23 protein-coding genes, 1 tRNA gene and 1 riboswitch are annotated in these 25,489 nt (G+C 62.8%); of the genes, 9 read left to right on the top strand and 15 right to left on the bottom strand.

Features of this window, described 5'->3' with window-relative positions:
- Window positions 1-117: 117 nt before the first annotated feature.
- The 5 genes from budA to R5N89_RS01640 all read left to right on the top strand — a co-directional run bounded on the left by budA (window position 118) and on the right by R5N89_RS01640 (window position 6,969).
- Window positions 118-921, top strand: coding sequence for an acetolactate decarboxylase (budA, locus tag R5N89_RS01620; RefSeq protein ID WP_373320384.1), 804 nt, complete (start codon window positions 118-120; stop codon window positions 919-921).
- Window positions 922-995: 74 nt separating this feature from the next.
- Window positions 996-2,687, top strand: coding sequence for an acetolactate synthase AlsS (alsS, locus tag R5N89_RS01625; RefSeq protein WP_110569977.1), 1,692 nt, complete (start codon window positions 996-998; stop codon window positions 2,685-2,687).
- A 200-nt stretch (window positions 2,688-2,887) separates the two neighbouring features.
- The gene (gene dld, locus R5N89_RS01630; protein ID WP_110569978.1) at window positions 2,888-4,621 is read left to right on the top strand and encodes a D-lactate dehydrogenase; all 1,734 of its coding nucleotides are present in this window, start codon (window positions 2,888-2,890) and stop codon (window positions 4,619-4,621) included.
- 129 nt (window positions 4,622-4,750) lie between these two features.
- A complete protein-coding gene (locus R5N89_RS01635; protein WP_110569979.1) occupies window positions 4,751-6,445 on the top strand; it encodes an alpha-keto acid decarboxylase family protein in 1,695 nt (564 codons plus the stop codon).
- 92 nt (window positions 6,446-6,537) lie between these two features.
- Complete coding sequence (locus tag R5N89_RS01640) at window positions 6,538-6,969, top strand: NUDIX domain-containing protein (protein WP_110569992.1); 432 nt, start codon at window positions 6,538-6,540, stop codon at window positions 6,967-6,969.
- A 58-nt stretch (window positions 6,970-7,027) separates the two neighbouring features.
- Here the strand turns inward: R5N89_RS01640 and R5N89_RS01645 are convergent, their stop codons facing one another.
- The 3 genes from R5N89_RS01645 to R5N89_RS01655 all read right to left on the bottom strand — a co-directional run bounded on the left by R5N89_RS01645 (window position 7,028) and on the right by R5N89_RS01655 (window position 10,018).
- The gene (locus tag R5N89_RS01645; protein WP_061272832.1) at window positions 7,028-7,213 is read right to left on the bottom strand and encodes a hypothetical protein; all 186 of its coding nucleotides are present in this window, start codon (window positions 7,211-7,213) and stop codon (window positions 7,028-7,030) included.
- A gap of 294 nt (window positions 7,214-7,507) precedes the next feature.
- Entirely contained in the window at window positions 7,508-8,491 is a 984-nt protein-coding gene (locus tag R5N89_RS01650; RefSeq protein ID WP_110569980.1) for a phosphotransferase enzyme family protein, read from the bottom strand.
- A 45-nt stretch (window positions 8,492-8,536) separates the two neighbouring features.
- Window positions 8,537-10,018, bottom strand: coding sequence for a carbohydrate porin (locus R5N89_RS01655; protein ID WP_110569981.1), 1,482 nt, complete (start codon window positions 10,016-10,018; stop codon window positions 8,537-8,539).
- A 261-nt stretch (window positions 10,019-10,279) separates the two neighbouring features.
- Between R5N89_RS01655 and moaB the strand changes: the two genes are divergently transcribed.
- Together moaB and R5N89_RS01665 are read left to right on the top strand one after the other, a co-directional pair.
- The gene (moaB, locus tag R5N89_RS01660; protein ID WP_110569982.1) at window positions 10,280-10,831 is read left to right on the top strand and encodes a molybdenum cofactor biosynthesis protein B; all 552 of its coding nucleotides are present in this window, start codon (window positions 10,280-10,282) and stop codon (window positions 10,829-10,831) included.
- A gap of 84 nt (window positions 10,832-10,915) precedes the next feature.
- Window positions 10,916-11,497: a DJ-1/PfpI family protein gene (locus R5N89_RS01665; RefSeq protein ID WP_110569983.1), complete on the top strand. Its 582-nt coding sequence runs from the start codon at window positions 10,916-10,918 to the stop codon at window positions 11,495-11,497.
- 104 nt (window positions 11,498-11,601) lie between these two features.
- Here R5N89_RS01665 and folE read toward each other — a convergent pair whose 3' ends face one another.
- The 3 genes from folE to metZ all read right to left on the bottom strand — a co-directional run bounded on the left by folE (window position 11,602) and on the right by metZ (window position 13,964).
- The gene (gene folE / locus R5N89_RS01670; protein ID WP_110569984.1) at window positions 11,602-12,207 is read right to left on the bottom strand and encodes a GTP cyclohydrolase I FolE; all 606 of its coding nucleotides are present in this window, start codon (window positions 12,205-12,207) and stop codon (window positions 11,602-11,604) included.
- A 58-nt stretch (window positions 12,208-12,265) separates the two neighbouring features.
- Window positions 12,266-12,676 (bottom strand): Co2+/Mg2+ efflux protein ApaG, encoded by a 411-nt coding sequence (gene apaG / locus R5N89_RS01675; protein ID WP_110569993.1) that lies wholly within the window; start codon window positions 12,674-12,676, stop codon window positions 12,266-12,268.
- 85 nt (window positions 12,677-12,761) lie between these two features.
- The gene (gene metZ, locus R5N89_RS01680) at window positions 12,762-13,964 is read right to left on the bottom strand and encodes an O-succinylhomoserine sulfhydrylase (RefSeq protein ID WP_110569985.1); all 1,203 of its coding nucleotides are present in this window, start codon (window positions 13,962-13,964) and stop codon (window positions 12,762-12,764) included.
- 118 nt (window positions 13,965-14,082) lie between these two features.
- A riboswitch (SAM riboswitch) is annotated at window positions 14,083-14,163 on the bottom strand.
- A 117-nt stretch (window positions 14,164-14,280) separates the two neighbouring features.
- On the opposite strand from metZ, the gene R5N89_RS01685 reads away from it, so the two are divergent.
- Window positions 14,281-14,354: transfer RNA gene (locus R5N89_RS01685), tRNA-Gly, on the top strand.
- Between the two features lie 325 nt (window positions 14,355-14,679).
- Window positions 14,680-15,489 (top strand): IS5 family transposase, encoded by an 810-nt coding sequence (locus tag R5N89_RS01690; RefSeq protein WP_110570284.1) that lies wholly within the window; start codon window positions 14,680-14,682, stop codon window positions 15,487-15,489.
- Between the two features lie 110 nt (window positions 15,490-15,599).
- Here the strand turns inward: R5N89_RS01690 and R5N89_RS01695 are convergent, their stop codons facing one another.
- The 9 genes from R5N89_RS01695 to R5N89_RS01735 form a co-directional block, all read right to left on the bottom strand.
- Window positions 15,600-16,088, bottom strand: a complete 489-nt coding sequence (locus R5N89_RS01695; protein ID WP_244192165.1) for a hypothetical protein — start codon at window positions 16,086-16,088, stop codon at window positions 15,600-15,602.
- A 296-nt stretch (window positions 16,089-16,384) separates the two neighbouring features.
- A complete protein-coding gene (locus tag R5N89_RS01700; RefSeq protein ID WP_110569040.1) occupies window positions 16,385-17,059 on the bottom strand; it encodes a membrane integrity-associated transporter subunit PqiC in 675 nt (224 codons plus the stop codon).
- Window positions 17,056-18,009 (bottom strand): MlaD family protein, encoded by a 954-nt coding sequence (locus R5N89_RS01705; protein WP_110569039.1) that lies wholly within the window; start codon window positions 18,007-18,009, stop codon window positions 17,056-17,058. Before R5N89_RS01705 ends, R5N89_RS01700 begins: the two co-directional genes overlap by 4 nt.
- A 5-nt stretch (window positions 18,010-18,014) precedes the next feature.
- Window positions 18,015-18,818 (bottom strand): ABC transporter ATP-binding protein, encoded by an 804-nt coding sequence (locus R5N89_RS01710; protein ID WP_110569038.1) that lies wholly within the window; start codon window positions 18,816-18,818, stop codon window positions 18,015-18,017.
- A 5-nt stretch (window positions 18,819-18,823) separates the two neighbouring features.
- Entirely contained in the window at window positions 18,824-20,014 is a 1,191-nt protein-coding gene (locus R5N89_RS01715) for an ABC transporter permease (RefSeq protein WP_373320363.1), read from the bottom strand.
- Window positions 20,015-20,175: 161 nt separating this feature from the next.
- Window positions 20,176-21,237 (bottom strand): hypothetical protein, encoded by a 1,062-nt coding sequence (locus R5N89_RS01720; RefSeq protein ID WP_110569037.1) that lies wholly within the window; start codon window positions 21,235-21,237, stop codon window positions 20,176-20,178.
- Complete coding sequence (locus R5N89_RS01725; protein WP_110569036.1) at window positions 21,234-21,968, bottom strand: 2OG-Fe dioxygenase family protein; 735 nt, start codon at window positions 21,966-21,968, stop codon at window positions 21,234-21,236. The genes R5N89_RS01720 and R5N89_RS01725 overlap by 4 nt, the downstream gene beginning before the upstream one ends.
- Window positions 21,961-24,561, bottom strand: coding sequence for a mechanosensitive ion channel domain-containing protein (locus R5N89_RS01730; RefSeq protein WP_208624674.1), 2,601 nt, complete (start codon window positions 24,559-24,561; stop codon window positions 21,961-21,963). The genes R5N89_RS01725 and R5N89_RS01730 overlap by 8 nt, the downstream gene beginning before the upstream one ends.
- A 195-nt stretch (window positions 24,562-24,756) precedes the next feature.
- Window positions 24,757-25,359 carry an RDD family protein gene (locus R5N89_RS01735; RefSeq protein ID WP_110569035.1) on the bottom strand — a complete coding sequence of 201 codons (603 nt, stop codon included), beginning with the start codon at window positions 25,357-25,359 and terminating at the stop codon, window positions 24,757-24,759.
- Between the last annotated feature and the right edge of the window lie 130 nt (window positions 25,360-25,489).

Genomic DNA, 25,489 nt, shown 5'->3' on the forward strand with positions numbered 1-25,489 from the left:
TATATATGGAAATAGCCTTGAATATATATTGGACGTACTGACCAGCCTGCCGCACCATCCGCGTGCCATCTACACATGATCGGGAAGCAGGCCGTGCCACGCCGCGCCGCCGCCCCGTTGCAGGAGACCCAGGTCTTGAAGCTGAAATGCTACTCGGTAGGCGATATCGATACCCGCTCCAGCGCCGCTGACGCGACGGGCGTGCGTCCGCGCATGAACCGCCTGTACCAGACCTCCACCATGGCCGCGCTGCTCGATGCCGTCTATGATGGGGAAACCACGCTTGACGAACTGCTGCTGCACGGCAATTTCGGCCTTGGCACGTTCAATGCGCTCGATGGCGAGATGATCGTCAATGACAGCGTCATCCACCAGTTCCGCGCCGATGGGCAGGCCGGTCGCGTGCCGGGCGACCTCAAGACCCCGTTCGCCTGCGTCACCTTCTTCAACCCGGAGAAGGAGTACATGATCGACACTGCGCAGGACAAGGAAGGCTTCGAGGCGATTGTCGACCGTCTGGTCAACAACCCCAACCTGTTCGCCGCCGTGCGCTTTACCGGCCTGTTCGAGCGTGTCGAGACCCGCACCGTGTTCTGCCAGTGCCAGCCCTACCCGCCCATGCTCGAGGTCGTGGCGCGTCAGCCCACCATGCAGCTTGGCGCCGCTGCAGGCACCATGCTCGGCTTCCGCACGCCGGGCTACATGCAGGGCGTGAACGTGGCGGGCTATCACCTTCACTTCCTGACGGAAGACGGGCGCCGTGGCGGCCACCTGACCGATTACGCCGTGCTCAAGGGCAAGCTTGAAGTGGGCATCATCTCCGATGTCGAGATCCAGTTGCCCCGCACCGAGCAGTTCGCCAAGGCCAACCTTTCACCCGAGAACATTCATGAGGCCATTCGCGTGGCCGAGGGCGGTTGAGGGGTCACCCCTCCCGCCATTTCCCTGCCCGGCAGCCCAGGCTGCGGCATACATCTTTCAGGATAGCTGAAACAATGACTGACAAGACCAAATCGGCCGCGCCTGAGTGCGGGGCGGACATGATCGTGCGCAACCTAGTGGCGCATGGCACGACCCACGTATTCGGTATTCCGGGTGCCAAGGTTGACCGCCTGTTCGACGCGCTGGTCGACAGCCCGATCGAGACGGTGGTGACCCGCCATGAGCAGAATGCCGCCTTCATTGCCGGTGGCATTGGCCGCCTGACCGGCAAGGCGGGCGTTGCCATCGCGACCTCGGGCCCCGGCGCCTCGAACTTCGTGACCGGCCTGGCCACCGCCAACTCCGAAGGCGACCCGGTGCTGGCCATTGGTGGCGCGGTGAAGCTGGCCGACCGGCTGAAGCTGACGCATCAGAGCATGGACACGGTGGCCCTGTTCCAGCCCATCACCAAATACAGCGCGGAAATCACCTCTCCCGCCGCCGTATCCGAATCCATTGCCAACGCGCTGCGCTTTGCCGAGAGCGGCCGCCCGGGTGCAGCCTTCGTCAGCACGCCGATGGACATCCTGTCCATGCCGGCGGAAGGCAAGGTGCTGGCCGGGCGCGAATTGCCCAAAAATGGCGCGGCTCCGGTCGAGGCCATCAACGAGGCGCTGGGCCTGATCCGCAAGGCGCAGCGTCCGGTCATCTTGCTCGGCCTGCTGGCCAGCCGCCCCGACGTGTCGGATGCGGTGCGCGCGCTGGTGGCGACCACGGGCGTGCCGGTCATTGGCACCTATCAGGCTGCCGGTGCGGTGTCGCAGGAACTGTCCGACCGCTTTGGCGGCCGCGTGGGCCTGTTCCGCAACCAGCCGGGCGACCAGCTGCTGCATGAGGCCGACCTCGTGATCTCGATCGGCTACAACCCGATCGAATATGATCCGTGGCTGTGGAATGTCGATAACGGCCGCAAAATCGTGCATGTCGATGTGGTCGCTGCCGAACTCGACACGCATTACGACCCGGCAGTGGAACTGGTTGGCGATATCGCGGCCTCCGTGCGCGCGCTGGCCACGCAGGCAGGCAAGCTTGCGCGCGCGCCGCAGCTTGAAGAGATCCTGAGCCAGTATCACGCTACCCGCCTGGCCGCCCTGTCGGGCGCGCGCAGCACGTCCAACACCGCAGTCCACCCGCTGCAGATCGTGCGCGAACTCGAGCAGTTCGTTACCCCGGACGTGACGATGTGCCTCGACATGGGCACCTTCCACATCTGGCTGGCGCGTTACCTGCTATCCTTCCGCGCGCGCCAGATGCTGATCAGCAACGGCCAGCAGACCATGGGCGTGGGCCTGCCGTGGGGCATTGCCGCAAGCCTGGTCAACCCGGGGCAGAAGGTCATCTCGATCTCGGGCGATGGCGGGTTCATGATGTCGTGCATGGAGCTGGAAACGGCGGTGCGCCTCAAGTGCAACCTCATCCACATGGTCTGGGTCGATCAGGCCTACAACATGGTCGAGATGCAGGAGAAGAAGAAGTACGGTCGCGGCTCGGGCGTGGATTTCGGGCCGATCGACTTCGCCATGTTCGCCCGCTCGTGCGGCGCGCATGGCATTGCCGTCCATTCCGCCGATGGCGTGGCGGGCGCCCTGCGCGAGGCCATGGACATTGAAGGCCCGGTGGTGATCTCGGTGCCGGTCGACTACTCGCAGAACCATCTGCTCATGAAGCCGCTGGCAACCCTGGGCGAGACCTCAGCCGCGGCCTGAAACCGGCCCCGCGTACGGTAAAACCGGCCCGCCACGCCCTGACCGGCGGGCGGGCCGTTCTGTTTGGGCATGCGACCTCAGCATTTTATGCGCACGTCGCCCGATGCGAAACATGCCAGACTATGCAACATCATTTTACGAATGCCCTGCGCCGGAACCGGCGCGGGCGCATGCGGGAATGACATCGAAGGAATAATAAAATGCTGACAGCGGCACAGGACATGGCATCCACAACGGGCGCGCAACTGGTTACGGAACTCCAGCAGATCGTGGGCAACCACCATGTGCTGACCGAGGACGGAGCGACCCTGCCCTACCGGCGGGGGTTCCGTTTTGGCGAGGGGCGTGCCCTTGCGGTTGTCATGCCCGGCTCGCTGGTGGAGCAGTGGCGTGTGCTGCAGGCCTGCGTGAAGGCAGGCGTGATCGTGATCATGCAGGCGGCCAATACCGGCCTGACCGGCGGCTCCACGCCCGATGGCAACACCTATGACCGTGATATCGTGATCGTGCACAGCATGCGCATGCGCACGATTCACCTGATCGGTGGCGGCAGGCAGGTGGTGTGCCTGCCCGGTGCCACGCTTGACCAGCTCGAGACCATGCTCAAGCCCATCGGGCGCGAGCCGCATTCGGTCATTGGCTCATCGTGCATCGGGGCGTCGGTCTTTGGCGGGGTCAGCAACAATTCGGGCGGCGCGCTGGTGCGCCGTGGCCCGGCCTATACCGACATGGCGCTGTTCGCCCAGGTCTCGCCGCAGGGTGAACTGCAGCTTGTCAACCATCTGGGCATCGAACTCGGCGCCGACCCCGAGGAGATCCTCAGGCGTGCGGAGGAAGGCAACTTCCCCGATGCCAGCATCAACTGGCAGGCTGGCCGTGGGCATGATGATGGCTACGCCACTCATGTGCGCGACGTGAACGCCGATACCCCTGCGCGCTACAACGCCGACCTGCAGCGCCTGCACGAAGGTGCCGGCTGCGCGGGCAAGCTTGGCCTGTTTGCCGTGCGGCTTGACACGTTCGAGGCGGAAAAGGATCCCGTCGTCTTCTACATGGGCACCAACCAGACCGATGTGCTCGAAGACGTGCGCCGCCATATCCTGTCGGAATTCAAGGAACTGCCGATCGCAGGCGAATACCTGCACCGCGATGCGTTCAACATTGCCGAGAAATACGGCAAGGACACCTTCGTCATCATCCGCATGATCGGCACCAGCCGCCTGCCCGCCATGTTCGCCATGAAGAATGCGTTCGACCGGCTGGCGGATAAAATCGGGTTCCTGCCCAAGCATTTCAGCGACCGGTTCATGCAGTTCATGAGCCATTTCTTTCCGCAGCACCTGCCCGCGCGCATGCGCGATTACCGCGACCGTTTCGAGCATCACCTCATGCTCAAGGTCAGCGCCTCGGGCGCACAGGAGGCACGTGACTTCCTCAAAAGCCATTTTGCCACGCATGAAGGCGAATTCTTTGAATGCACGCCCGATGAAGGGGCCAAGGCCTTCCTGCATCGCTTTGCAGCTGCGGGTGCTGCCGTGCGTTACCGCAATGTCCATACCGACACGACCGAAAACATCGTGGCGCTTGACGTAGCGCTGCGCCGTAACGACCGCGAGTGGTTCGAGGTACTGCCCAAGGACATCGAGGACGAGATCATCGTCAAGCTGTACTACGGCCATTTCCTGTGCCACGTGATGCATCAGGATTACGTGGTGCGTAAGGGCTATGACTGCATTGCGCTCGAGCACCGCATGCTGCCAGGCCTGGACAGGCGTGGCGCGCGCTATCCGGCGGAGCATAATTTCGGTCATCTCTATCAGGCACCCGAGGACGTGCTGGCCCATTACCGCCAGCTTGACCCGTGCAACTGTTTCAACCCCGGCATTGGTCAGGCGACCAAGCGCCGGAACTGGGTTGCCGAAAGCGTAGGCTAAGGCGCGAACGGCCTTACCATGCTTTTGGCATGATGGCCCGATTACGGGCCATTCATGTGGCTCTTCCCCCCGTTGGGGGAGGGGCGCGGCCAGCCGCGCCCGCCACGCAAGGGAAGGAAAGTCGTCATAATGACATATACAGTTGGCCATTACCTTGGTGAACGCCTGGCGCAGATCGGGCTCAAGGACCACTTCGCGGTGGCGGGTGACTACAATCTCGTCCTGCTCGACCAGCTTCTTGAAATCGAGGGCCTGCGCCAGGTCTATTGCTGCAATGAACTGAACTGCGGCTTCAGTGCCGAGGGCTATGCCCGCGCCAACGGGGCGGGTGCTGCGGTTGTCACCTTCAGCGTGGGTGCGCTGTCTGCACTCAACGCCATTGGCGGCGCCTATGCCGAGAACCTGCCGGTCATCCTGATTTCGGGTGCGCCCAATTCAAACGATCACGGCAGCGGGCACATCCTGCACCACACCACCGGCACGCCGGATTATGGCTACCAGCTTGAAATTGCCAAGCGGCTGACCTGTGCGGCAGTGTCCATCACCGCAGCCGAGCACGCGCCGGTGCAGATCGATCACGCCATCCGCACGGCGCTGCGCGAGAAGAAGCCCGCCTATATCGAGATTGCGTGCAACGTTGCCTCCCAGCCCTGTTCGCGCCCCGGCCCGGTCAGCGCCATTCTGGCTGACGTGCCATCCGACCCGGCCACGCTGAAGGTGGCGGTTGACGCGCTGGCCCGCTTCCTCGATGCGCGCAGGAAGCCCATCATTCTCGTGGGCAGCCGCCTGCGTGCCGCTGGCTGCGAAGAGGCGGCCATCCGCCTGGCCGATGCGCTGGGCTGCGCCGTGGTGAGCATGGCGGCGGCCAAGAGCTTCTTCCCCGAGGATCATCCGGCCTATGCCGGCACCTACTGGGGCGATGTGAGCAGCCCCGGCGCGCAGCAGATCTTTGACTGGGCGGATGGCGTGCTGTGCCTGACCCCGGTGTTCAACGACTACTCCACCGTTGGCTGGACCGCGTGGCCCAAGGGCGACAACGTGGCGCTGATGGAGGCGCGGCATATCGAGGCGGCTGGCACCACCTATGATGGCGTGCACCTGCGCGACGTGATCGATGCGCTGATTGCCCGCATCAAGGGCCAGCCCAAAAAGGATGCGACGCTGGTTGAATACAACCGCATCAAGGCGCCCGTGGCTCCGGTGGCGCCTGCTGCCCCCGATGCGCCGCTGGTGCGGGCCGAGATGGCGCGTCAGATCCAGGCGCTGCTGACATCGAACACCTCGGTCATCGCCGAGACGGGCGATTCGTGGTTCAACGCCATTCAGATGAAACTGCCGCGTGGCGCGCGCGTGGAACTGGAGATGCAGTGGGGCCATATCGGCTGGTCCGTGCCCGCCACCTTCGGTTATGCCGTGGCCGAGCCGGAGCGGCGGATCATTGCCATGATCGGCGATGGTTCCTTCCAGCTGACCGCGCAGGAAGTGGCCCAGATGGTGCGGCTCAAGCTGCCGGTCATCATCTTCCTGGTCAATAACCGGGGCTATACCATCGAAGTCCAGATTCATGACGGCCCGTACAACAACGTCAAGAACTGGGATTATGCCGGGCTGATGAAGGTGTTCAACGCCGAGGACGGCCACGGCCTGGGCTTCCGCGCCACCACGGGTGCCGAGATGGAAAAGGCGATTGCCGCCGCCCTGGCCAACAAGGAAGGCCCGACCCTGATCGAGTGCCAGATCGACCGTGATGACTGCACGAGCGACCTGATCTCGTGGGGGCGGCGCGTTGCGTCCGCCAACGCCCGGCCGCCTGCCGCGCGCTGAAACGCCAACGCCTTCATGGCCTGAAAGCGGGGGTGCCTTCGGGCGCCCCCTTGCTGTATGGGCCACGCATCAACGGCAACAGGATGACTGACATGACCGGACAGACCGGCCCGCGCGTGGGTTGTGGCGCTGCCATTATTGATGGGGAAGGGCGCATCCTGCTGCTCAGACGCCTGCGCCCGCCGCAGGCCGGGTGCTGGGGGCTGCCCGGTGGCAAGGTGGAGGCGTTTGAGACGACCTGCCAGGCAATGGCGCGGGAAATCAAGGAGGAAGTGGGCCTGAGCGTAAAGGCCCCTGAGTTCTTATGCCTGGTGGAGGAACGCGACCCCACGGCGGGGCATTTCTGGGTTTCCCCGGTTTATCTGGTCACGGCATGGGGCGGCACGCCACGGCTTATGGAGCCGGACAGGCATGAAGGCCCGCGCTGGTTTGCGCTTGATGCCCTGCCGGAAGAACTGACGACCCCCACCCGCCATGCGGTGGAGGAACTGGCACGCAGGGCAACCCTGAATTGTAAAAAATGACAAAGTTTGATTTCTGTCGTGGTTGCCGAGAGCAATTCGGCCTCAGATAGGCGAAGGATCAGGACGGGTCGGCGGCCGTGTCGAGCGTGCGGGCATAATCGAGCAGCGCGCGGCGGTGACGGGCATGGATCATCCGCGTGGTCAGCGACCGGGTCGGGATTTCATCCGTGATTAACGGAAGGGCACCGGCTGCGATGGATGAAGCCGCGGCAGACGGGGCGATCGTGTCAACTGCAGGGGTCATTGCTGTTTTTCCGTTATGTGCCAAGGACAGGACAAGCTCCGGTGAGTCGGATCGTTAACCGAGCGACACATTACCTAATGTTCATACATGTCAGAATTGAGGCATAAAAGACATACTGGACCAAAAAGCTTGTTTTAGCGTTCACATTTAATTTATCGCATGAAACTCAGGAATAGGACCATGTTCCTCCTGAATCTTTCCGGAAAGTAATCTGAGCGCTTTATCAGCCTGCATGAATTAAAAAATTATCTAAATTTTTCCCCTTGGTTAAAAAAACGGGCGTTCGCCGTGCCGTCAGCCGATATGGCGCAGGAACTGTCCGTTTTCCCATGCGCGGCATAGCGCGACCGTGCGTTCGGACCAGTCCCGCCCCAGGCTCTGCACCTGCTGGGTCTGGGTATGGGTGCCTGTCCACGCCAGAAGCTGGATGCGGCGCTGGATGACGAGGGCTGGCAGGATATCAAGGTCTGCCTGCGTCAGGTCGCCCGTGGTGCCGTAGCCAGCCAGCCAGTGCTCAACCCAGCGCGGGGCCTGCGGATGGTCTTCATAAAAACTCAGCGCCGCCGCCAGATCGTGCATGAACCAGCTGATGCCGCAGTCATCAAAATCGATCAGGCGGGTGTGTGTGCCGCTGACCAGCAGGTTGGCCAGGCGCAGGTCGGCATGGATCAGCCCGAATCGTGCAGGCCCGGTGCCATAATCCGCCAGTTGCGCCGCAACGGTGCGCAGGCAGCCAGCAATCAGGTCGCGGGCGGTGGCGGTCATGCCAGGCGCATCGGGCCATCGGCCCCACAGGGCATCGGGGCCGGTCATGGTGGCGGGGGTCCAGACCTTGCGGATGAAGCCGGGGGGGCGCTGCCAGTGGCGGCTGTGGGCGTGCAGGCGGGCGGTCACGCGGCCCAGCCGGGCGAAGGCGGCAGGGTCGATATCGGTGGTGGGTTCGGTGCCTTCCATCCAGCCAAACAGCACGGCATGGCGGGGCACGCCATCAGCGCTGGAAATGGTGCGGATGCGCCCGCCATCAAGACCGGGCCGGGGCTGGGGCACATCGAGCCCGGTTGCGTGCAGGGCATCGAGCCAGGCCAGCTCGCTGCCAATTTCAGCGGCGGTATGGTAGCCGGGCCGGTGCAGGCGCAGCACATGGCGCGGGCCGGATGGCGTATCGATGCGAAAGACGACGTTTTCTGAAATGGAAAGCAGGCTGGCGCGCGCGTCACGCAGTGGGTACTGGGCCAGCGCTGCGTGGGCCAGCCGGTAAAGGGAGGCGGGATCGGTCATGATCCCTCTCCCATACCGCCTGGGCGCGTATTGATGAAGGGCGGGTTAGAGAATGCAGTTGAACTGCAGGCCCATCACCGCCGCATCATGATAGGTGGTGGTGCCGCCGGGGCGGTTGATATACTGGAAATCCGGCTGGAAGCTCATGCCGCGCGCAGTATGGATGTTGTAGAAGACTTCGTACACATCCTCATGCGTCTGGATGCCCCAGACCTTGCCCCACTGGTTGTTCAGGAAGGGCGTGCCCGCCAGCACCGAGGATTCCTGCTGCAGCACCGAGGCGCGGCTCATCTCGAAATAATGGAACATGGCACCCACCGTATCGAGCGGGCGGCCCCATGCGGCGCCTGTTTCCACCATGCCGGCCCAGGCGTGCTGTTTCATGGCCGAGACCTTGCCTGAGGTGTACATGTAGCCCGCAAGCGCGATCAGGCCGTTGGTCGGCCCCTTGCCGTTGCGGATGAACATCTGGTCGGCCTGGAACCAGGCGGTGCTGACACCGGACTGCTTGCGGAAAGGTCGGCCCGTGAGCACGGCGGAGTTGCCGTTGATGTCGGAATACAGGTCATTGTACTGCGAGTTGTCATAGCCGTAACCCGCCTTGTAGTGACCGGCGAGGTGGTGCGGACCGAATTCCGGCAGCCAGCCGAATTCCACCGGGGTGGAGAACTTGCCCAGCCCGCTCTGCGCCCAGGACCAGCCCGAGATGCCGCCATTGAAGGAATGCGGCGAGACGGCGAACATCGAGGCCATGATGTAGGTATCGACCGTGGGCATGACGCGCATCACCACGCCAAGGTTGCCCGAGGGCCAGTCGCGCCCGCCCGGCACGTATTTGCCTGGTGCGGGATTGCCGCAGATCGACACGTTCATGAAGTCACAGAACAGGGGGGATGCGGCAAAGAAGCTGCCCACCGGAATCCAGCCCGCGCTGATGTCGAGCCGGTTATGGAACAGCGACTGTTCGGCATACATGTACACAAGGTGGGCGACCACGTTACCACGCGCGCCGTAGATCTGCTGCACGCCACCAAGCGAATCGTGGATGTTGTCCGTGCTTTCGTTCCGGCCATGACCGTTCACGATCATGGTGTGGGTCCAGAAATTCTTGGGTGCGCCTGCCAGCTTGTGCCAGTCGATATCGATTTCCACGCCAACCTGACCCGCATCCGTCACGCCTTTTTGCGCGCCGCCGTGGAAGTTGCCTGCCAGTTCCTCATGCACGTCGGCTTCGATATGCACGCCATGCTTCTGCAGGTAGGGCTGAAGCCCGGCCCAGTCGCCAAAAAAGTGCTGGTTGCCGTAGGGCGGGCTGTAAAACAGCCCGGGGTCCTGCACCGAAACATCACGGCGTGCATTGATGTTGAGGCTGGGCTGCGAGCCAACCACGCCCTGGCCTTCCCCCGGAATGGCCTGTGCCCGGGCACCACCTTCGCCACAGGTGAAAAAGGCAAGAAGAAACAGGGGGAACAGTGCGCAAGAGCGGATTAATCTTCGGGTCATTCGCGTATCGATAGCATATTTCATGCCGAATATAAACCTTGGCAGGGGAATTGTATAAAAACTAATGTTTTGCAAAATATTGGTAAAGATATTTTTTTTGTTATATCAATAGATTTATATAAAATGTTACTATTCCTTAGGGTGTTTTTTTGTGCAATGCACAAATACATCAGAATTTCGTGTTTGTTCTCACATATTACTCATTTGCCCTGCGCGGGCCGATGATATCGCACCGCGCCCGCCTGACCGTTGACGCAACCCCGTGAGAATGGTGAACATGCCACCATGTCACGCCTTGATATGAAAAAACCTTTCCTGCCCGTTCGCATCGCCGTGCTCACGGTATCCGATACCCGCACGCCCGAAACCGACAGGTCGGGCGATATACTGGCCGCGCGCATCACCACGGCAGGCCATGTAGTGGCCGCCCGCGCCATCGAGCCCGATGATGCGGGGCAGCTCGCGGCCACGCTGTCGGGCTGGATTGCCGATCCGCAGGTCGATGTGGTCATTTCCACCGGGGGCACGGGGGTAACCGGCCGTGACGTAACGCCGGAAGCCTTCGACCGGGTGATCGAGAAGCGCATCGAAGGGTTTGGTGAACTGTTCCGCATGCTCTCGTATCAGAAGATCGGCACCTCCACCATCCAGTCGCGCGCGCTTGCAGGCGTTGCGGGAGGCACCTACCTGTTCGCCCTGCCCGGATCGACCGGCGCGGTGAAGGACGGGTGGGATGACATTCTGGTCTGGCAGCTTGATAGCCGTCATGTGCCCTGCAATTTTGTTGAGCTCATGCCCCGCCTGCGCGAGCATCTGCCGCCTGGCCATGAGGACTGAGGCGGGGCACGCAGGAGCAGGGATGAAGGGTTCCGGCTGCCGCCTCTGTTCAAAAAGGCAGCATTGGCGTGAAGGAGGACAGGCATGACGGGCACGAAAAAGCTGCTGTTGCTGGCAGGCGACTATGTCGAGGATTACGAGATCATGGTGCCCTACCAGGCCCTGACCATGCTCGGTTACGCGGTCGATACGGTCTGCCCCCGCAAGAAAAAGGGCGACTACGTGCTGACCGCCATCCATGATTTTGAAGGCGCGCAGACCTATAGCGAGAAGCCGGGCCACCGCTTCGTGCTCAATGCCGATTTTGATGCGATCAACCACGCGGATTACGCGGGCCTGATCCTGCCCGGTGGGCGCGCGCCGGAATACCTGCGACTCGACGATCAGGTGATCGAACTCGTCCGCGCCTTTGCCGATCGCCCATTGGCCGCGATCTGCCATGCCGCCCAGCTTCTGGCCGCGGCCCGCGTCATTTCAGGCCGGCGTGTTTCCGCCTATCCCGCCTGCCGCCCTGATGTGGAACTGGCGGGCGGCGTTTATGCCGATATTGCCATTGATGCCGCTGTGACCGATGGCCTGCTGGTTACGGCTCCCGCATGGCCTGCGCACCCCGCGTGGCTGGCGCAGTTCATTGCCGTGCTGGGCGCGAAGGTGACACTCGCTTAAAAGCAGATAAAAGCTTTTGGTAAAGCTTTTTCCCAAAAGCTTTGAAAAGACGCCGCCTTTTTGAAAAAAGGCGGCGCGCCGGAACTTTGATGCACAGGCCGATTTCAGATTCCGGCGCTGCTCATGGCCGGGCGGTTGAGAATGGACAGGAATTCTCGCCGCGTGTCGGAGTTGGTGCGGAACGTGCCAAGCATGCGGCTCGTCACCATCGACACGCCGGGCCGGTGCACGCCGCGCGTGGTCATGCACTGGTGCGCCGCCTCGATCACCACGCCCACGCCATAGGGCTGGAGTTCCTCATTGATCGTGTTGGCGATCTGCGCGGTCAGGCGCTCCTGAATCTGGAAGCGCCGGGCATAGGCATCGACCACGCGGGCCAGCTTGGAAATGCCCACCACCCGCTTGCGCGGCAGGTAGGCCACATGCGCCACGCCAATGATGGGCACCATGTGGTGCTCGCAATGGCTCTCCACGCGGATATCGCGCAGCAGCACCATCTCGTCATAATCGTCCACTTCGGAGAAGGTGCGGCGCAGCATGTCCACCGGGTCTTCGGCATAGCCTGCGAAGAATTCGCCATAGGATTTGATGACGCGGGCAGGCGTGTCACGCAGGCCTTCGCGGTCGGGGTCTTCGCCCGCCCAGCGCAGCAGGGTGCGTACGGCGTCTTCTGCTTCCGTGCGGGTGGGGCGGGAATCGATGGGGGTCATGCTTGTGGGTTCTTGTTGCAGGGGCCCGCCCGGCAGGGACAGGCCACGGAGGAAAAACTTAATGCAGGATGGTCGGGTGGTGCGGGCTGTCGAGGCTGAAGACCGGAATGCTGATATCGAAGTGCTCCCGGCTGGCCGGGCGGACCATGTGGTACTGCCCGCCCATGAAGCCGGTTGGCGTTTCAAGGGCAGCGCCCGACATGTATTCAAAACTGGCGGCGGCGTCGATCAGGGGCTGCTCGCCCACCACGCCTTCGCCTTCCACCCGTTCGATCCGGCCCTGCCCGTCCACGATGCGCCAGCTGCGACGCAGGAGCTGCACCGCCGTGTCGCCGTGGTTCTCGATCCGCACCCGGTAAGCCCACACATAGCGGTGCTCATCGGGTTCGGACTGGTCATCGAGCCAGAAGGTCTGGACCACCACGCGCACCCTGTCGGTCGTCGCCTCGAAACATGGCGTATTGTCCAGTGTCTCGCCCAGTGCGGCGTCAGCACCTTCCCCGCCAGGGGGAAGGAAAGGCCTGTTCTTGCTCATGGTGGCGACGCTCCTGCGTTTACCGGTTGGCCAGCGCCGCAAGGCCGCGCTTGAGGTCATCGATCAGGTCATCGGCATCTTCCAGCCCGACCGAGAAGCGGATCGCGCCATCGGTAATGCCAAGGCGGGCGCGCTCTTCAGGTGCGAGCTTCATGTGGGTGGTCGTGGCCGGATGCGTGACCAGCGAGCGGGCATCGCCAAGGTTGTTCGAGATCGAGATCAGCCGCAGCGCGTTCATGAAGGCAAACGCCCCCGCCTTGCCGCCCTCGACCTCAAATGCCACCAGCGTGGAGCCAGCCGCCATCTGCTTGCTGGCCAGTTCGTATTGCGGGTGGTCCTTGCGGCCGGGATAGAACACGCGGGCAATGCCGGGTGCTTCGGCCAGGAAGTCGGCCACTTTCGCGGCGTTCTGCGTCATGGCGTTGACGCGCAGGGCCAAGGTTTCGATGCTCTTGAGCATGACCCACGCATTGAACGGCGAGAGACTGTTGCCGGTATTGCGCTGGAAGGGACGCAGCACCTCGTTGATCCATTTTTCCGCGCCCAGCACGGCGCCACCGAGCACGCGGCCCTGACCATCGATGTGCTTGGTGCATGAATACACCACCACGTCGGCCCCGAGTTCGAGCGGCTTCTGGTAGAGCGGGGTGGCGAACACGTTATCGACCACCACGGTCGCGCCTGCCTTGTGCGCAAGGTCGCAGATCATGCGGATGTCGAGCACGTCGAGCATGGGGTTCGACGGGCTTTCCAGCAGGACCGCGCGGGTGGGCTTGCCAAGTGCGTCTTTCCACGCCGCCATGTCGCCGCCATCGACGAACACCGTCTCCACGCCGTAGCGCGGCAGCAGTTCGGAGACGATCCAGTGGCACGAGCCGAACAGCGCGCGCGAGGCCACCACGCGGTCGCCCGCGCGCACCTGTGCCAGCAGTGCGGAGGACACAGCCCCCATGCCGGTGGAGGTCAGGGCACAGGCTTCAGCGCCTTCAAGGTCGCACAGGCGGCGCTCGAGATTGGCCACCGTGGGGTTGCCAAAGCGGGTGTACTGGTAGTGCGAGACATCGCCGGTAAAGGTGCCTTCTGCCTGCTCGGCGCTGTCATAGACAAAGCCGGAGGTCAGGAACATCGCCTCGCTGGTCTCGCCATAGGGCGTGCGCTCGAGGCCCGCATTGATCAGGCGCGTTGCGGGGCGAAAGGATTTGGGGTCGGGCTGGTCAGTCATGGTGGGTAGCAGTTCCTGCAAACAGGGTGGTGTGAAAGCAGGCCAGAGCCGGTTGCTGCCCGGCGGTCTGGCCCGAAGGCGGTGCACGACCGTGGAAACCATGATGCCCGCGCCCTGTCACCGGCGGGATCAGGCCTCTTTAGCGCGTATGTTTTACCTCGCCGCAAGCCGGCCGTATCAAATCACGAGGGTCCGGGCGCAACCATGCCCGGGCATGATGCTTATTGCGGATCAGGGCCGGGTGCGTCAACTGCTGGCCTGACCTGTAAAGGGGTGATTGCATCTGCCATGCTTGTGCAGTATAGAAGGCGGGCCTGCGGGTGTAGTTCAATGGTAGAACGGCAGCTTCCCAAGCTGCATACGAGGGTTCGATTCCCTTCACCCGCTCCAGCTTTCCCCCAAATCGTTATCCTGACTGTGGCCATCATGGTCTGGCTGTGCGCATGTCATTTTCAGGAATGATGACCGGACTGTAACAGCCGTTTTTAATAATGGAGCGGGAACTGTTCCAGACAATCATGGAAAATGTTATTGTCGTCAGGGTATGTTTTGGGGAAATATTGGAATATTGATGCAATAATATTCCATAATTGATGTATTTGCATCATTGAAATAAATTATCATATCAACAGCAAGTAAAATAATAATGTCATTATTTGATGATTATTTAGAGGGTGTTATGTATTTTCGTGCCTGATTGGTGCAGTAATGAGGGATGACGCCTGCACGCAAACCGTATCCCTCTGATGTATCAGATGAAGAATGGTCTCTGGTTGTCCCGTATCTGGTTCTGATGCGCGAGGATGCGCACCAACGACATCACGCATTGCGCGAACTGTTCAATGGATTGCGTTACGTGATCCGCTACGGAATTGCCTGGCGCGCCATGCCGAATGACCTTCCGCCGTGGTCGGCGGTCTACCAGCAATCCCGTCGCTGGATGGAGGCAGGTTGTTTTGACGCGTTGGTGTCTGATCTGCGTGCCGTGCTGCGTATCGCTTCTGGCCGCAGGGCGGAGCCAACGGCAGCCATTATCGACAGCCGGACATTACGTTCGACGCCGGAAAGCGGTTCCCGCGCCGGATATGATGGGGCCAAGCGCAAAAGGGGATCAAAGCTGCACATGGCCGTGGACACATTGGGGTATCTGCTGGCCCTGCATGTCACACCAGCCAGTCGGGATGATCGCGCCGAAGTCGGACGTCTTGCCGCCGCCATTCAGGACGCGACGGACGAGAGCGTTGAACTGGCCTATGTCGATCAGGGATATACCGGCGAGAAGCCTGCCAGGGCAGCACGGGCCCAGGGGATCGCCCTTGAGGTCGTCAGGTTGTCCGAAGCCAAACGCGGCTTTGTGCTGCTGCCGCGCCGATGGGTTGTCGAGCGATCTTTCGCATGGGCAACACGTTGTCGTAGGCTCGTCAAAGATTACGAGCGTTACGCTTCAACACTCGCAAGTCTCCATGTCATTGCGTTCGCGTGCTTCATGCTTAGAAATGCAGCTATGCTCGCCCAAGGTGCATAACACCCTCTAGGAAAGTAAAAGTTTTTGGGTGCCGCCTTTTTTTAAAAAGGCGGCGTCTTTCAAAGCTTTTTGAAAAAAGCTTTACCAAAAACTTTTGTCTTTTCTGCCTGTTATCGGGGCGGGGCAGGTTCGGCAGTAGCCTGCGTGTCGGTATAGGTGCTGCCGTTCCAGATCCAGCGATCCGTGCCATCAACCAGCAGGTCGTGCATGCCTTCATGCATCTCGGGCGCGATGGTGATCGGGCCGCTGACGGAATCAAGGATCTGTATCCATTTGCGCCCGTCTGGCAGGTAAACGGAGGTGGAGCACCCCGCCGAGCCACACAGGCTGGCCGATTGCAACTGCACGAACAGCGCCGTGCGGGCCGGGTCATCCGACAGGTGGCCCGAGCCGGTCAGCAGCACCGGGCGTTCGTTCTGCATCGCAGCATCATGCAGGTCGGGCGAGACCAGCAGCCGGGCCTGCCGGTCGAGTTCGGTGCCGGGATGCTGCGCCAGAATCACCGGGCCGCCTTCCGCCCATGCCGCATTTGCGCCCCACAGTCCCATGATGGCGACAGGCAGCACGGCGGCACGCAGCAGGCGACGGATGGACGGCATGAAAGGCATACTCCCGCAATGACAAAGGTATTGCGAACCCAATGCGTAGCACCCCTCAAGGTTCCGTGCGGTATGCCTGTCTGGTGCGGAAGCCGCATTTGTAAACAGCCAGCGTCTTTTAAAGCTTTTTGAAAAGAAGCATCACCAAAAACTTTCTCATGAGTGCAGGGAAGTTTAAGGATGGGCTTTTCAGACCATAAATTGTATTTAAGTAAATATAAAATTTATGCTTGTAAAAAACAGTAAAAGTTTCCGGGTGTCACCTTTTTTCAAAAAGGCGGCACCCGGAATAAACCTCAGTTCCGCCCGTGGTGGCGGATGCTGGCGGCAGGTTCCGCTGCCGCCGTGGGCCAACTGGCCTCGATGCGGTCGCTCAGCTGGTTCAGCAGGCCCTCGGTCACCTTGGCAATGTTGTCATTGCTGCCAGTTGCCCCACTGCCCAGAATGATGGTGCGGTTGCGCTGGATGGGCTGGCGCGAATCCTGCGGAATGATGGCCCAGTCCGCATTCAGCGCGGAGGAACCATCGCGGCTTACATCAAGGCGGCTGATATTGAGCTGCAGCCGCCAGGTGGGGCGGTCGGGCTGGGGCTGGTCGGTCACGAACAGGTTCGGCCATTTCTGCGCCAGTCGCGCGGTAATCAGGTCGGTCGCGCCCACGGAAAGGCGGCTGGCCCAGCGGCCCAGCCCGCTGCGCTCGATCTCATGGCCGTTGCGCACCATGATGTCCTGGCTGTCCAGATAGTCGGGCAGGCGGGTCCGCTCGACTTCAATCACCGGCGTGCTGTCGGTAATGGGGGTGGTTGAGGTGGTTTCCGCACCCGTGGCGATGGCGGGCGCGCCCAGCGTGTAAAAGCGCACGGGCGCCGAGGAACACGCCGAGAGCACCATGGCTGACAGCAGCAGGCCACCACCCGCCCGCAGGGCCGGATACAGGCGCGAAAGGGAGAGAGCGGGCTGGCGCGTTTTCATTGATTGCGTCCCATCAGCAGAAGTTGCGGATTACTTTCGACTTCATTGGCGAATCCGCGCAGCCCGTAGCCGGCTTCCATTACGTCACGCATCGTATCATTCAGGTTAAGCATGTCACGGGACTGCGGATCGAGCAGTGCGCGCAGGCTGGCAAGGGTTTCACGCGATTGCGCCATGGTTTGCCTTGTGTTGGCAATGAGTGCCAGCAGTTCGGCACGACGGCCCTCGAACTGGCGCGTGTTGGTGGCAATCAGCCGGTCCAGCTTGTTTATGCTCACGCTGGCCCGGTTCTGTGCATCAATCACGACCGCGCGGATCTGGCGCACCGCCATGTCGCTGCGCGCTGATGTGTCATGAATGCTGGTCATCATGCCCGGCATGGTGGCGTTCACGTCGGCCACGAGTTTATGCACGCTGGCAAGGGCGGTGGCCAGGTCATGACGCAGCCCCTCCATGGAGGTGGAAACCATCATCGCTTCAAGCTGCTGCAGCGCGGTCTGGCCCATCGGTATTTCCGGCAGGTCGGTCAGGTCGGGGTGCAGGTGCACGGGCGAGCCGGGGTCGAGGTCAAGGTCGAGTTCGGTCTGGCCCGTAACCAGGCTGTGCAGCGTCATCTCCGCGCGCAGTCCGTTGGCCACGAGTTGCGGCAGCGGCGGCAGGTCGCCCCGTCCCGGCGCATGGGCCGGGTCGAACAGGATATAGACCGGCATGTAGGTGTGGTGGTCGACCGGGTCCACCTTGACCGTGATCCGCTCGACAGCGCCTACCGGCACCCCGCGGAAATTGACCGGCGAGCCGATATCCAGCCCGTTCGTGGGGCTTTCAAACACCACCACGGCTTCGCTGCTGCGGCCGGGCAGGGGCAGGTCGCCCTTGATCCCCAGCACGCCAAGCCCCAAGGCCGCCACCCCGAGCACGACCGCGCCGATCAGTGTCTGCCTGCCGGGCATCGGCCTTACCCGTTTCCATGGGCGCTGGAACTGTCCAGCTGCTCACGGTGCATGAAGGCATGCACCGTGGGGTCGGTGCAGTGGTCGCGCAGCCAGGTGGGCGAACCATGGGCGATGGCGGTTTTCTGGTCGGCATCAAGGAAGATGCCATCATCGGCAATATGGAACAGGCTGGAAAGCTCGTGGCTGACGATGATGATCGTGGCGCCAAGCCCGTCGCGCAGGTTCAGGATCAGCTCATCAAGCCGGGCCGAGGTAATGGGGTCGAGACCGGCCGAAGGCTCATCAAAGAACAGGATGTCAGGGTCGAGCGACATGGCGCGCGCCAGCCCCGCGCGCTTGCGCATGCCGCCGCTGAGCTCGGAGGGATACTGGTCAATGGCGTGCAGCATGCCCACAAGCCCCAGCTTGAGCTCGACAAGCTGGCGGATGACATGGGGTTCAAGCTTGGTGAACATCTGCATGGGCAGCGCTACGTTCTCGCCCACGGTCATCGAGCTCCACAGCGCCCCGCTCTGGAACAGCACGCCAAAGCGCCGCCCGATCTGCACGCGGCTTTCATCATCGCCGGCCCAGTAATTGTCCTTCTGCACCATGTAGGTGCCGTGCGTGGGGCGCAGCAGGCCGATCATGCTCTTGAGCAGCGTGCTCTTGCCGCAGCCCGAGCCGCCCATCACGGCAAAGATGCTGCCGCGCCGGACCTGAAACGAGACATCATGCTGGATCACGCGCGAGCCGAAGGCCAGCGTCACGTCATTTACGTCGATCATGACGGGGCGGTCATCGGTGGAGGGCATCTGGTTATTCATGGCGATCAGATCCCGATAACATTGGCAATAACCGCGAATACCGCATCAAGCGCGATCACGCCCACAATGCCCACCACCACGGCCTTGGTGGCCGCGATGCCGACATCAGCGGCACTCCGCCCGGCCTTGAGGCCGATGCGGCAGCTTGTCAGCCCGATGAAGGTGCCGAACACGAGGCTCTTGATGAAGCCGAAGGTGAACTGGTCAAGCGGCAGCGCATGCAGGGTTTCATGAAAGTAGCCCAGCGGCGAGACATCGAGCATGATGTAGGAAACGAAGAACCCGCCAAGCATGCCGATCAGGCAGCCATACAGGTAAAGCAGCGGCATGGTGAAGGCCAGCGCCAGCACCGAAGGCAGGATCAGGTAGCTGGAAACCGGAATGCCGAACACCTGCAGCGCGTCGATTTCCTCATTGGCCTGCATGGTGGAGATGCGCGCGGCATAGGCGCCACCGGTGCGGCCTGCCATGATGATGGCCGTCATCACCGCTGACATCTCGCGCACCATGGCGATGGCCACAAGGCTCGCCACATAGATGTCGGCTGCGAATTTGTGCAGTTCCACCGACCCCACAAAGGCCAGGATCGCGCCGACAAGAAAGTTGACCACGCCCACGATCAGCAGCGCCGCAGGCCCCGCCGCGCTCAGGTCGGACATGAGATCGACGGTGCGCATCATGCCGCGACCCACCAGGGCGGCAAACCCGCCCTTGGCGGCGGCCGCTCCCATTTCGCTCACGCAGCCGACCTCGTTGAGCGTATCGAGCGTGAACTGGCCCACGGCGGTGACGGGCTGGAATTTATGCGGTGGCGGCGGCGCGGGCGTGGGCGGGATTTCGGGCAGCAGGTCAAGCAGCTTGCGCGCGGATTCGGGCAGGGTGTCGATGCGCAGCTGCACGTTGTCTTCACGGGCGGTGCGCTTGAGCTCCCACAGGAAGCTGATCAGCGAGGTATCCCATTTGCCAAGCTGGTCGGTGCTGAATTCAACCGGTTCGCCGTGTGGCACATCCCTGAACCCGGATTCCGGGAAATCGGGAAGATGGCCCTGCTGTGCAATCCAGTCCCCGGATAATGTGACAAGGGTCCGGTTCGCATCGGGCTGCAGATGCCATTGCGGCGCACCATTGACGGACGTTTTCACCAGCCTCTCCAACCTCAGTGCCGCAACCTCGCCCACCCGGTTGCGGGGCGGCATGCACAAAACGATCCCCGTTCTCGTCATCCGCCTGTTTGCTGGCAGGCAGGTGGCGGGTCTCTCACGGTGTTCTGTTTTCAATACCAGATGACCCGCCCGGCACAAGCCCCGCTGCCGTGAAGGCTCCGCGATGGCAGCGCATGGCTTTGGCGCGGCCGTGCTCAGGGCGGGGTGGGCGCGTGGAGCATCTCCACCGCCGGATCATCCACATCGCCGGTCACGATGGCGGCGGTGATGTCGGCCATGATGCGACGGGCGACGGGCTGGCGGTAATGCAGCGGATCCCAGAAATTGTCCCGGTTTCCGGTCAGGGTGGTGTTGTGGTTGAAGTCGAGCACTAGCGTGTCGTGGCGGGTTTGCGTCACCTGGCTTACGCCCAGGCGGCAGGCTTTGAGCCGCGCATCGGCCACGCTGCCGGGCGGGCCGTGCAGAAAGCTGGAGGCGGGCGGAAACCACACCACGCGCAGCGTGGTGGCAGGCATGCGCGCCAGCATGTCGGCCAGCAGGTCCATGCCCGATGGCGGCGTCCGGGCCATGCCGGGGGGGGCGGGGGTGTTGTCGGGGGGCGCCCAGCGGCTGAAAACGGCCTGCACGCGGGCGGGGTCGTACTGGCTGTCGGGGGGCACGAAGCTGGTATAGCCATCACTGCCAAAGCGCTGGGCCTTGCGCCCGGCCAGCCACCAGAACTCATTGGCCGCTTCCTGCAGGGCATACAGGCTGGCCATGTGCAGGTAGCCCTTCCATGCGGGGTGGCCGTACATCCATTCCGGCCAGGGGCGGTTGGGGCTGCTCAGGCTGCCGGGGCGGGGGTGGCACCAGGCGGCGTCGATCCCGATCAGGACAATGCGCGGGGCCGGGTGCGCGCGCAGGAAAGTGTCGAGTTCGCGCGACTGCTCCCACGGGCTGGCGCTGTTCATGGCCATGTTGAGAAAATGCGCGCCCAGCGGCGGCCCCAGCACGGCAGGCTGCATGAGGCGGCTGGTCGAGGTGCCGATGATGACGGAGTCAAACCGTGCCTCGCGCGCCAGCGCGGGCATGGTGTAGCGGGCGTTTGAGGTAATGGGGATGCGCGCAAGAGGCGGCGAAAAGGGCAGGATGTTCCACGGGTCAACAGTTACGATGAACAGGTAGAGGCCGCCCCCCGTCACCCCTATCGCCAGCAGGGCCAGCAGGGCAAAGCGCCGCCACGGGCCTGCCTGCCCCGCCCGCGTGGCTGGCGTCATTGGTGGCGGAAGGTTACGACCAGAACATCACGGTAGGCCGGGCGGGTGGGGTCGAGCGGGCGCACCGCCGTCACGCCATGATAGACGCGGTTGTCATTGACCACTGCCGTATCCAGCGGCTGGTCGAGCATGAACCCGCCAAGCAACGTGCGTTGCAGGTCATGGATGGAGGTCTCGCCGGACATGACGTTTTCACGTCGCACCATGATCACCATCACCCAGTCCACGCCATCGCGGTGCAGGCCCTCGGGCGTGGGCTGGCCGGGGCTGTTCTCTAGCGCCTCGATGCGGAACTGGTGCACCTCGGTATGCCACACGTCGGGCCGGTTTGCCGGTTCGCTCAGGTCGGTCACGATGCGGTGCATGAGCCGCAATATGGCCTGTAGCGCGGGATGACTGCCCATTTCGGGCTCCATGGCGCGGAACCAGCGTTCGATGCCGCCATTGAGCTCGTTGTAGTCGCGGCTCTGGTAATGGGGCTGGTGCTTCTTGCGCGTCATGCCCCCGGCGCTGATGGCGAAGGTGGCATGGCGGCGCCGGCGGTAGCGCCCGCCATCGGCCATGTAGCGGTCCAGCCCCAGCCGGTTCCAGCTTGCGGCAAAGCTGGCCCAGTCCGCCACGGCCTGCTGGCCCAGCAGGGCACGCATGGCCCCTGCGGGCACGAAGGCAAAGCCATCCGCACGCAGGGGAGCCTCAAGGCCAGCCAGCACGGTCGCTGTATCCTCAGCCATGGGGGGCGTCATTTCCCTTTGGCGCGGCGTCCGCGCCGTGGCCTTCGGCGCTGGGGCCTTCGACCCTGGGGGCATCGGTTGCGCTGCCGATGCCTTCAGGCTGCGCGGGCTTGTCGAGGGCGGCCCTGGGGAAGTTTTCCTCCATGTTCATCTGCAGCGTGCCGGAGGGGCCGTTGGTCAGCAGGTTCATCGAGGTCGGGATCGGGAACTTGACCTTTTCCTTCACCATGCGCGCGCTCAGGCGGCTGTAATACTCGCGGTAGACCTTCCACTTCGAGCCCGGCGAGGTGCGGATGGAGCCAAGGAACTTGGAGCCATTGCCATCAGCCTGCTCCAGCCCGAGGAAGGAGAAGTCCGACTTGATGAGCGGGCCATACACATGGTCCTTGCGCAGGATCGCCAGTTCGTCCTGCAGGATCGCGGCCACCCGGTGCGGGTCTTCCGACAGGTCAAGCATGAAGCTGACCACCACGAGGTTGTAGTCGCGCGAGGTATTGGCAATCGAGGTGACGGAGGAGAACGGGATGATGTGCAGGTCGCCATTGACCGCGCGCAGCCGCAGCGTGCGGATGGAAAGGTGCTCCACCGTGCCCGACACGGCGCCCGCCGTTACCCAGTCGCCCACCTGCATGGCGTTTTCAACCAGCATGAAGAAGCCGGTGATGAAGTCCTTCACCAGGCTCTGGGAACCGAACGCGATGGCCGCACCCATGATGCCCGCACCGGTGAGCAGCGGGGCCACGTTGATGCCGATCTGCGAAAGGGTGGTCACCGTCACGATGATGATGATGAAGGTGAGCAGCACCGTGCGGATGATGGGCAGAACCGTGCGCAGCCGTGTCGCGCGCGAGGCCTGGTCCGATGTCTCGAAACGGGTGATCTGGTTCTGCAGGGTGGCGTTGGCCACTTCCCACACCACGATGGCGATGGTGTAGGCGATCATGATCGTCAGCATCGCGCCCACGATCTTGGTGCCCAGCGAGCCATGCACGAAGAAGCGGATGGCCGGCAGCCCCCAGGACTGGAGCAGCAGCACGACCGTGAAGAACACCAGCAGCACCGACAGCGTGCGCCGCGCCATGGGGTAGTAGTAGTCCACGCGGGCCTGCAGGCCGGGATAGCGCTTCTCGGTCGCTTCGGGCACGTGGAAGATCTTGTTCTGCAGGCTGAAGGCCAGCACCGACAGCAGGCGCGCGCCCAGAATGACCACGATGGTCAGCGACAGCGTGCGCAGGATCCACGCATAACCGCCCTGGATCTGGGTGGCCCAGACCAGCCACAGCGCGAAGTCGAAGAACATGGCCGGGATCCACCAGAAGCGGACCATCTTGCCCACGAACATCCAGAACGGCTTCTCGCGCAGGCGGCCCGAGGGCTGGAGCGCTGCCCCCACATGATGGCGGATGCGCCAGATGAAGACGGCGATCAGCATGTGCTCGATCAGCACCACGGCGCGGATGATGGCCTCGGTGCCACGGGCAGGCATGTGGAACACGCCGCCAAGCGTGGACAGGCAGACCACGATGGAAGGTGCCGCCACCAGGAAGTTCCACCACCTTGTTACCATGCGCGCCGTCGCATCGGATGCGCTGCACAGGCGGATGGTGGGCGAGTGCGGCACGAACACGGTCTCGAGCAGCAGGTAGATCACGCGCGCGATGACATAGGCATTGGTGAGCGTGATGGTGACCATCGCCGCCTGGTGGGTGGTGGCGAACAGGGCGGAAGCGCCGTAGCCCAGCCCGAAGAAGAGGACAACCGGCAGCAGCTTGATGAGAAAATGCAGTAGCGAATACGGAATGCGCGTGATGATGCGCAGCGTTTCATGCTGCTTGCGGTCATCCTGCTCGCGAGTCTGCTCGGTCTGCTGTTCGGCCTGGGCATCGGCGGCGGTGGCGGGGGGCGGGCTGGGCTGGTCCGCATCCGCCGCATCCTCACGCGCGAGGCGCTGGTTCAGGCGCTGCTCGGTTGCCACCGCGCGCGCGGTAACCCCCGCGAGCGGCTTGCGCAGGACAATGGACAGGCCACGCTCGGCCACGAGGGCGAGAATGAAGATGATGCCCGCGCGCCCCATCGCATCAAGCAGGATCTGGCGCGAATCCGTATTGGACAGGATGGAGTGAACCCACCGCCCCACAAAGGCCAGATCAGCGAACAGCGCCATGAAGTTCTGGCCCTGCTGGAGCGCGATATCGCGGATATGGCTCAGCTCGTTCATGGTTTCGCTGCTGATGCTGCCTGGCTCGACTTCCACGTCGGACTTGGCGGCAGCCTTCTTGGCGGGAGCCGGGGCAGGCGCCGGGGCTGCGGCAGGCGTGGTCGGCGCGGGCAGGCCCTTGGCGATGGCGTCAAGGGTGTGGGTGAATTCCTCACGCTTCTGCGGGTCGTTCATCACCGCGAGCACCTGCTGGGCCTGCTGGGCGGTGATGGTCTGCCCCGTGGCCTGGGCGGCTGCCGTGCCGGGGTCGGCGGCATGGGCGTGGGGAATGCAGGGCAGGAGGGCGAGCAGGAAAGCCGCCAGCACTGTCAGGATGCCGCCCCGTCGGGACTGTCTGGATACGGGATGGGCGCGCGTCGTGAAATGGGCTGACATGCCGATTGTTCACCTCCTTGAAAATATAAAACCCCGCCGGAGCGGAGGCAGGCTCCCCTGTCGAATGACGAACACCCCCGCCCATCGCTGCGCGGGGGTGCCGTGTCATCTTACCGCCTGAACACATGCAATATCAGGACAAAAGATTGCCAAAGCCTGCATGGTTGCATTCTTGACATGCCTTTTTTGCGTTTTTCAGCCCCATTGCGGGGGCTGTGGAGCCAGGGCGCGGGGCGCGCGCCGGATCACGCAGGTGCCTGCCAGAATGTCGTGCAATGCCTGCTTGCGCTGCGTCCACATGACCATGAGAAAGCCGATACCGAGCAGCAGCGTCGAAAGGTATTTGCCAAAATACCGCCCCGCCGCCCGCAGCGGCGTGATCCGGTTGCCATAAAGGTCGGTCACGCGCATCTGGCACACCAGCTTGCCGGGCGTGGCCTGAAAGCGCGAGGATTCAAACACGATGAAATAGAGCGCGGGCAGCAGGAGCGACATCAGCTCGAACAGCCCGTTCCCGTTCCAGTGCAGGTGGGGCATGGTCGAGACGATGGTGTAGTCGGCCTGCGTGTAGCCCGCGGGGTGGATGTAGGAGATGCGGTAGTCACCGCCGCTGCCGCCAGTCGCCTGCGGGTCGAACACCGACACCGAAAGGCTGGGCGGCACCAGCAGCAGGCCCATAAGCCCCAGCACCGCCCACAGCACGATGCCATCGATCACATGGGCGACCACACGCATCCAGAACCCGGCATAGGTCCAGATCTCGGTGGGGGAGGCAGGGCGGGAAAACGGGTTCGTCATGCAGGGTATTCCTGTCTGGCTGCCAAGAGGTTCACCCGTACAGCAATGCCATTGCCAGGAGCGCAGCGGAAGCAGGAAAAAACGTGCCGTCCCTATGAAACCGGAAGAAAGTTTCTGGTGAAGCTTTTTT

This window comes from Komagataeibacter sucrofermentans DSM 15973 (assembly GCF_040581405.1).
GTDB classification, from domain to species: Bacteria; Pseudomonadota; Alphaproteobacteria; order Acetobacterales; family Acetobacteraceae; genus Komagataeibacter; species Komagataeibacter sucrofermentans.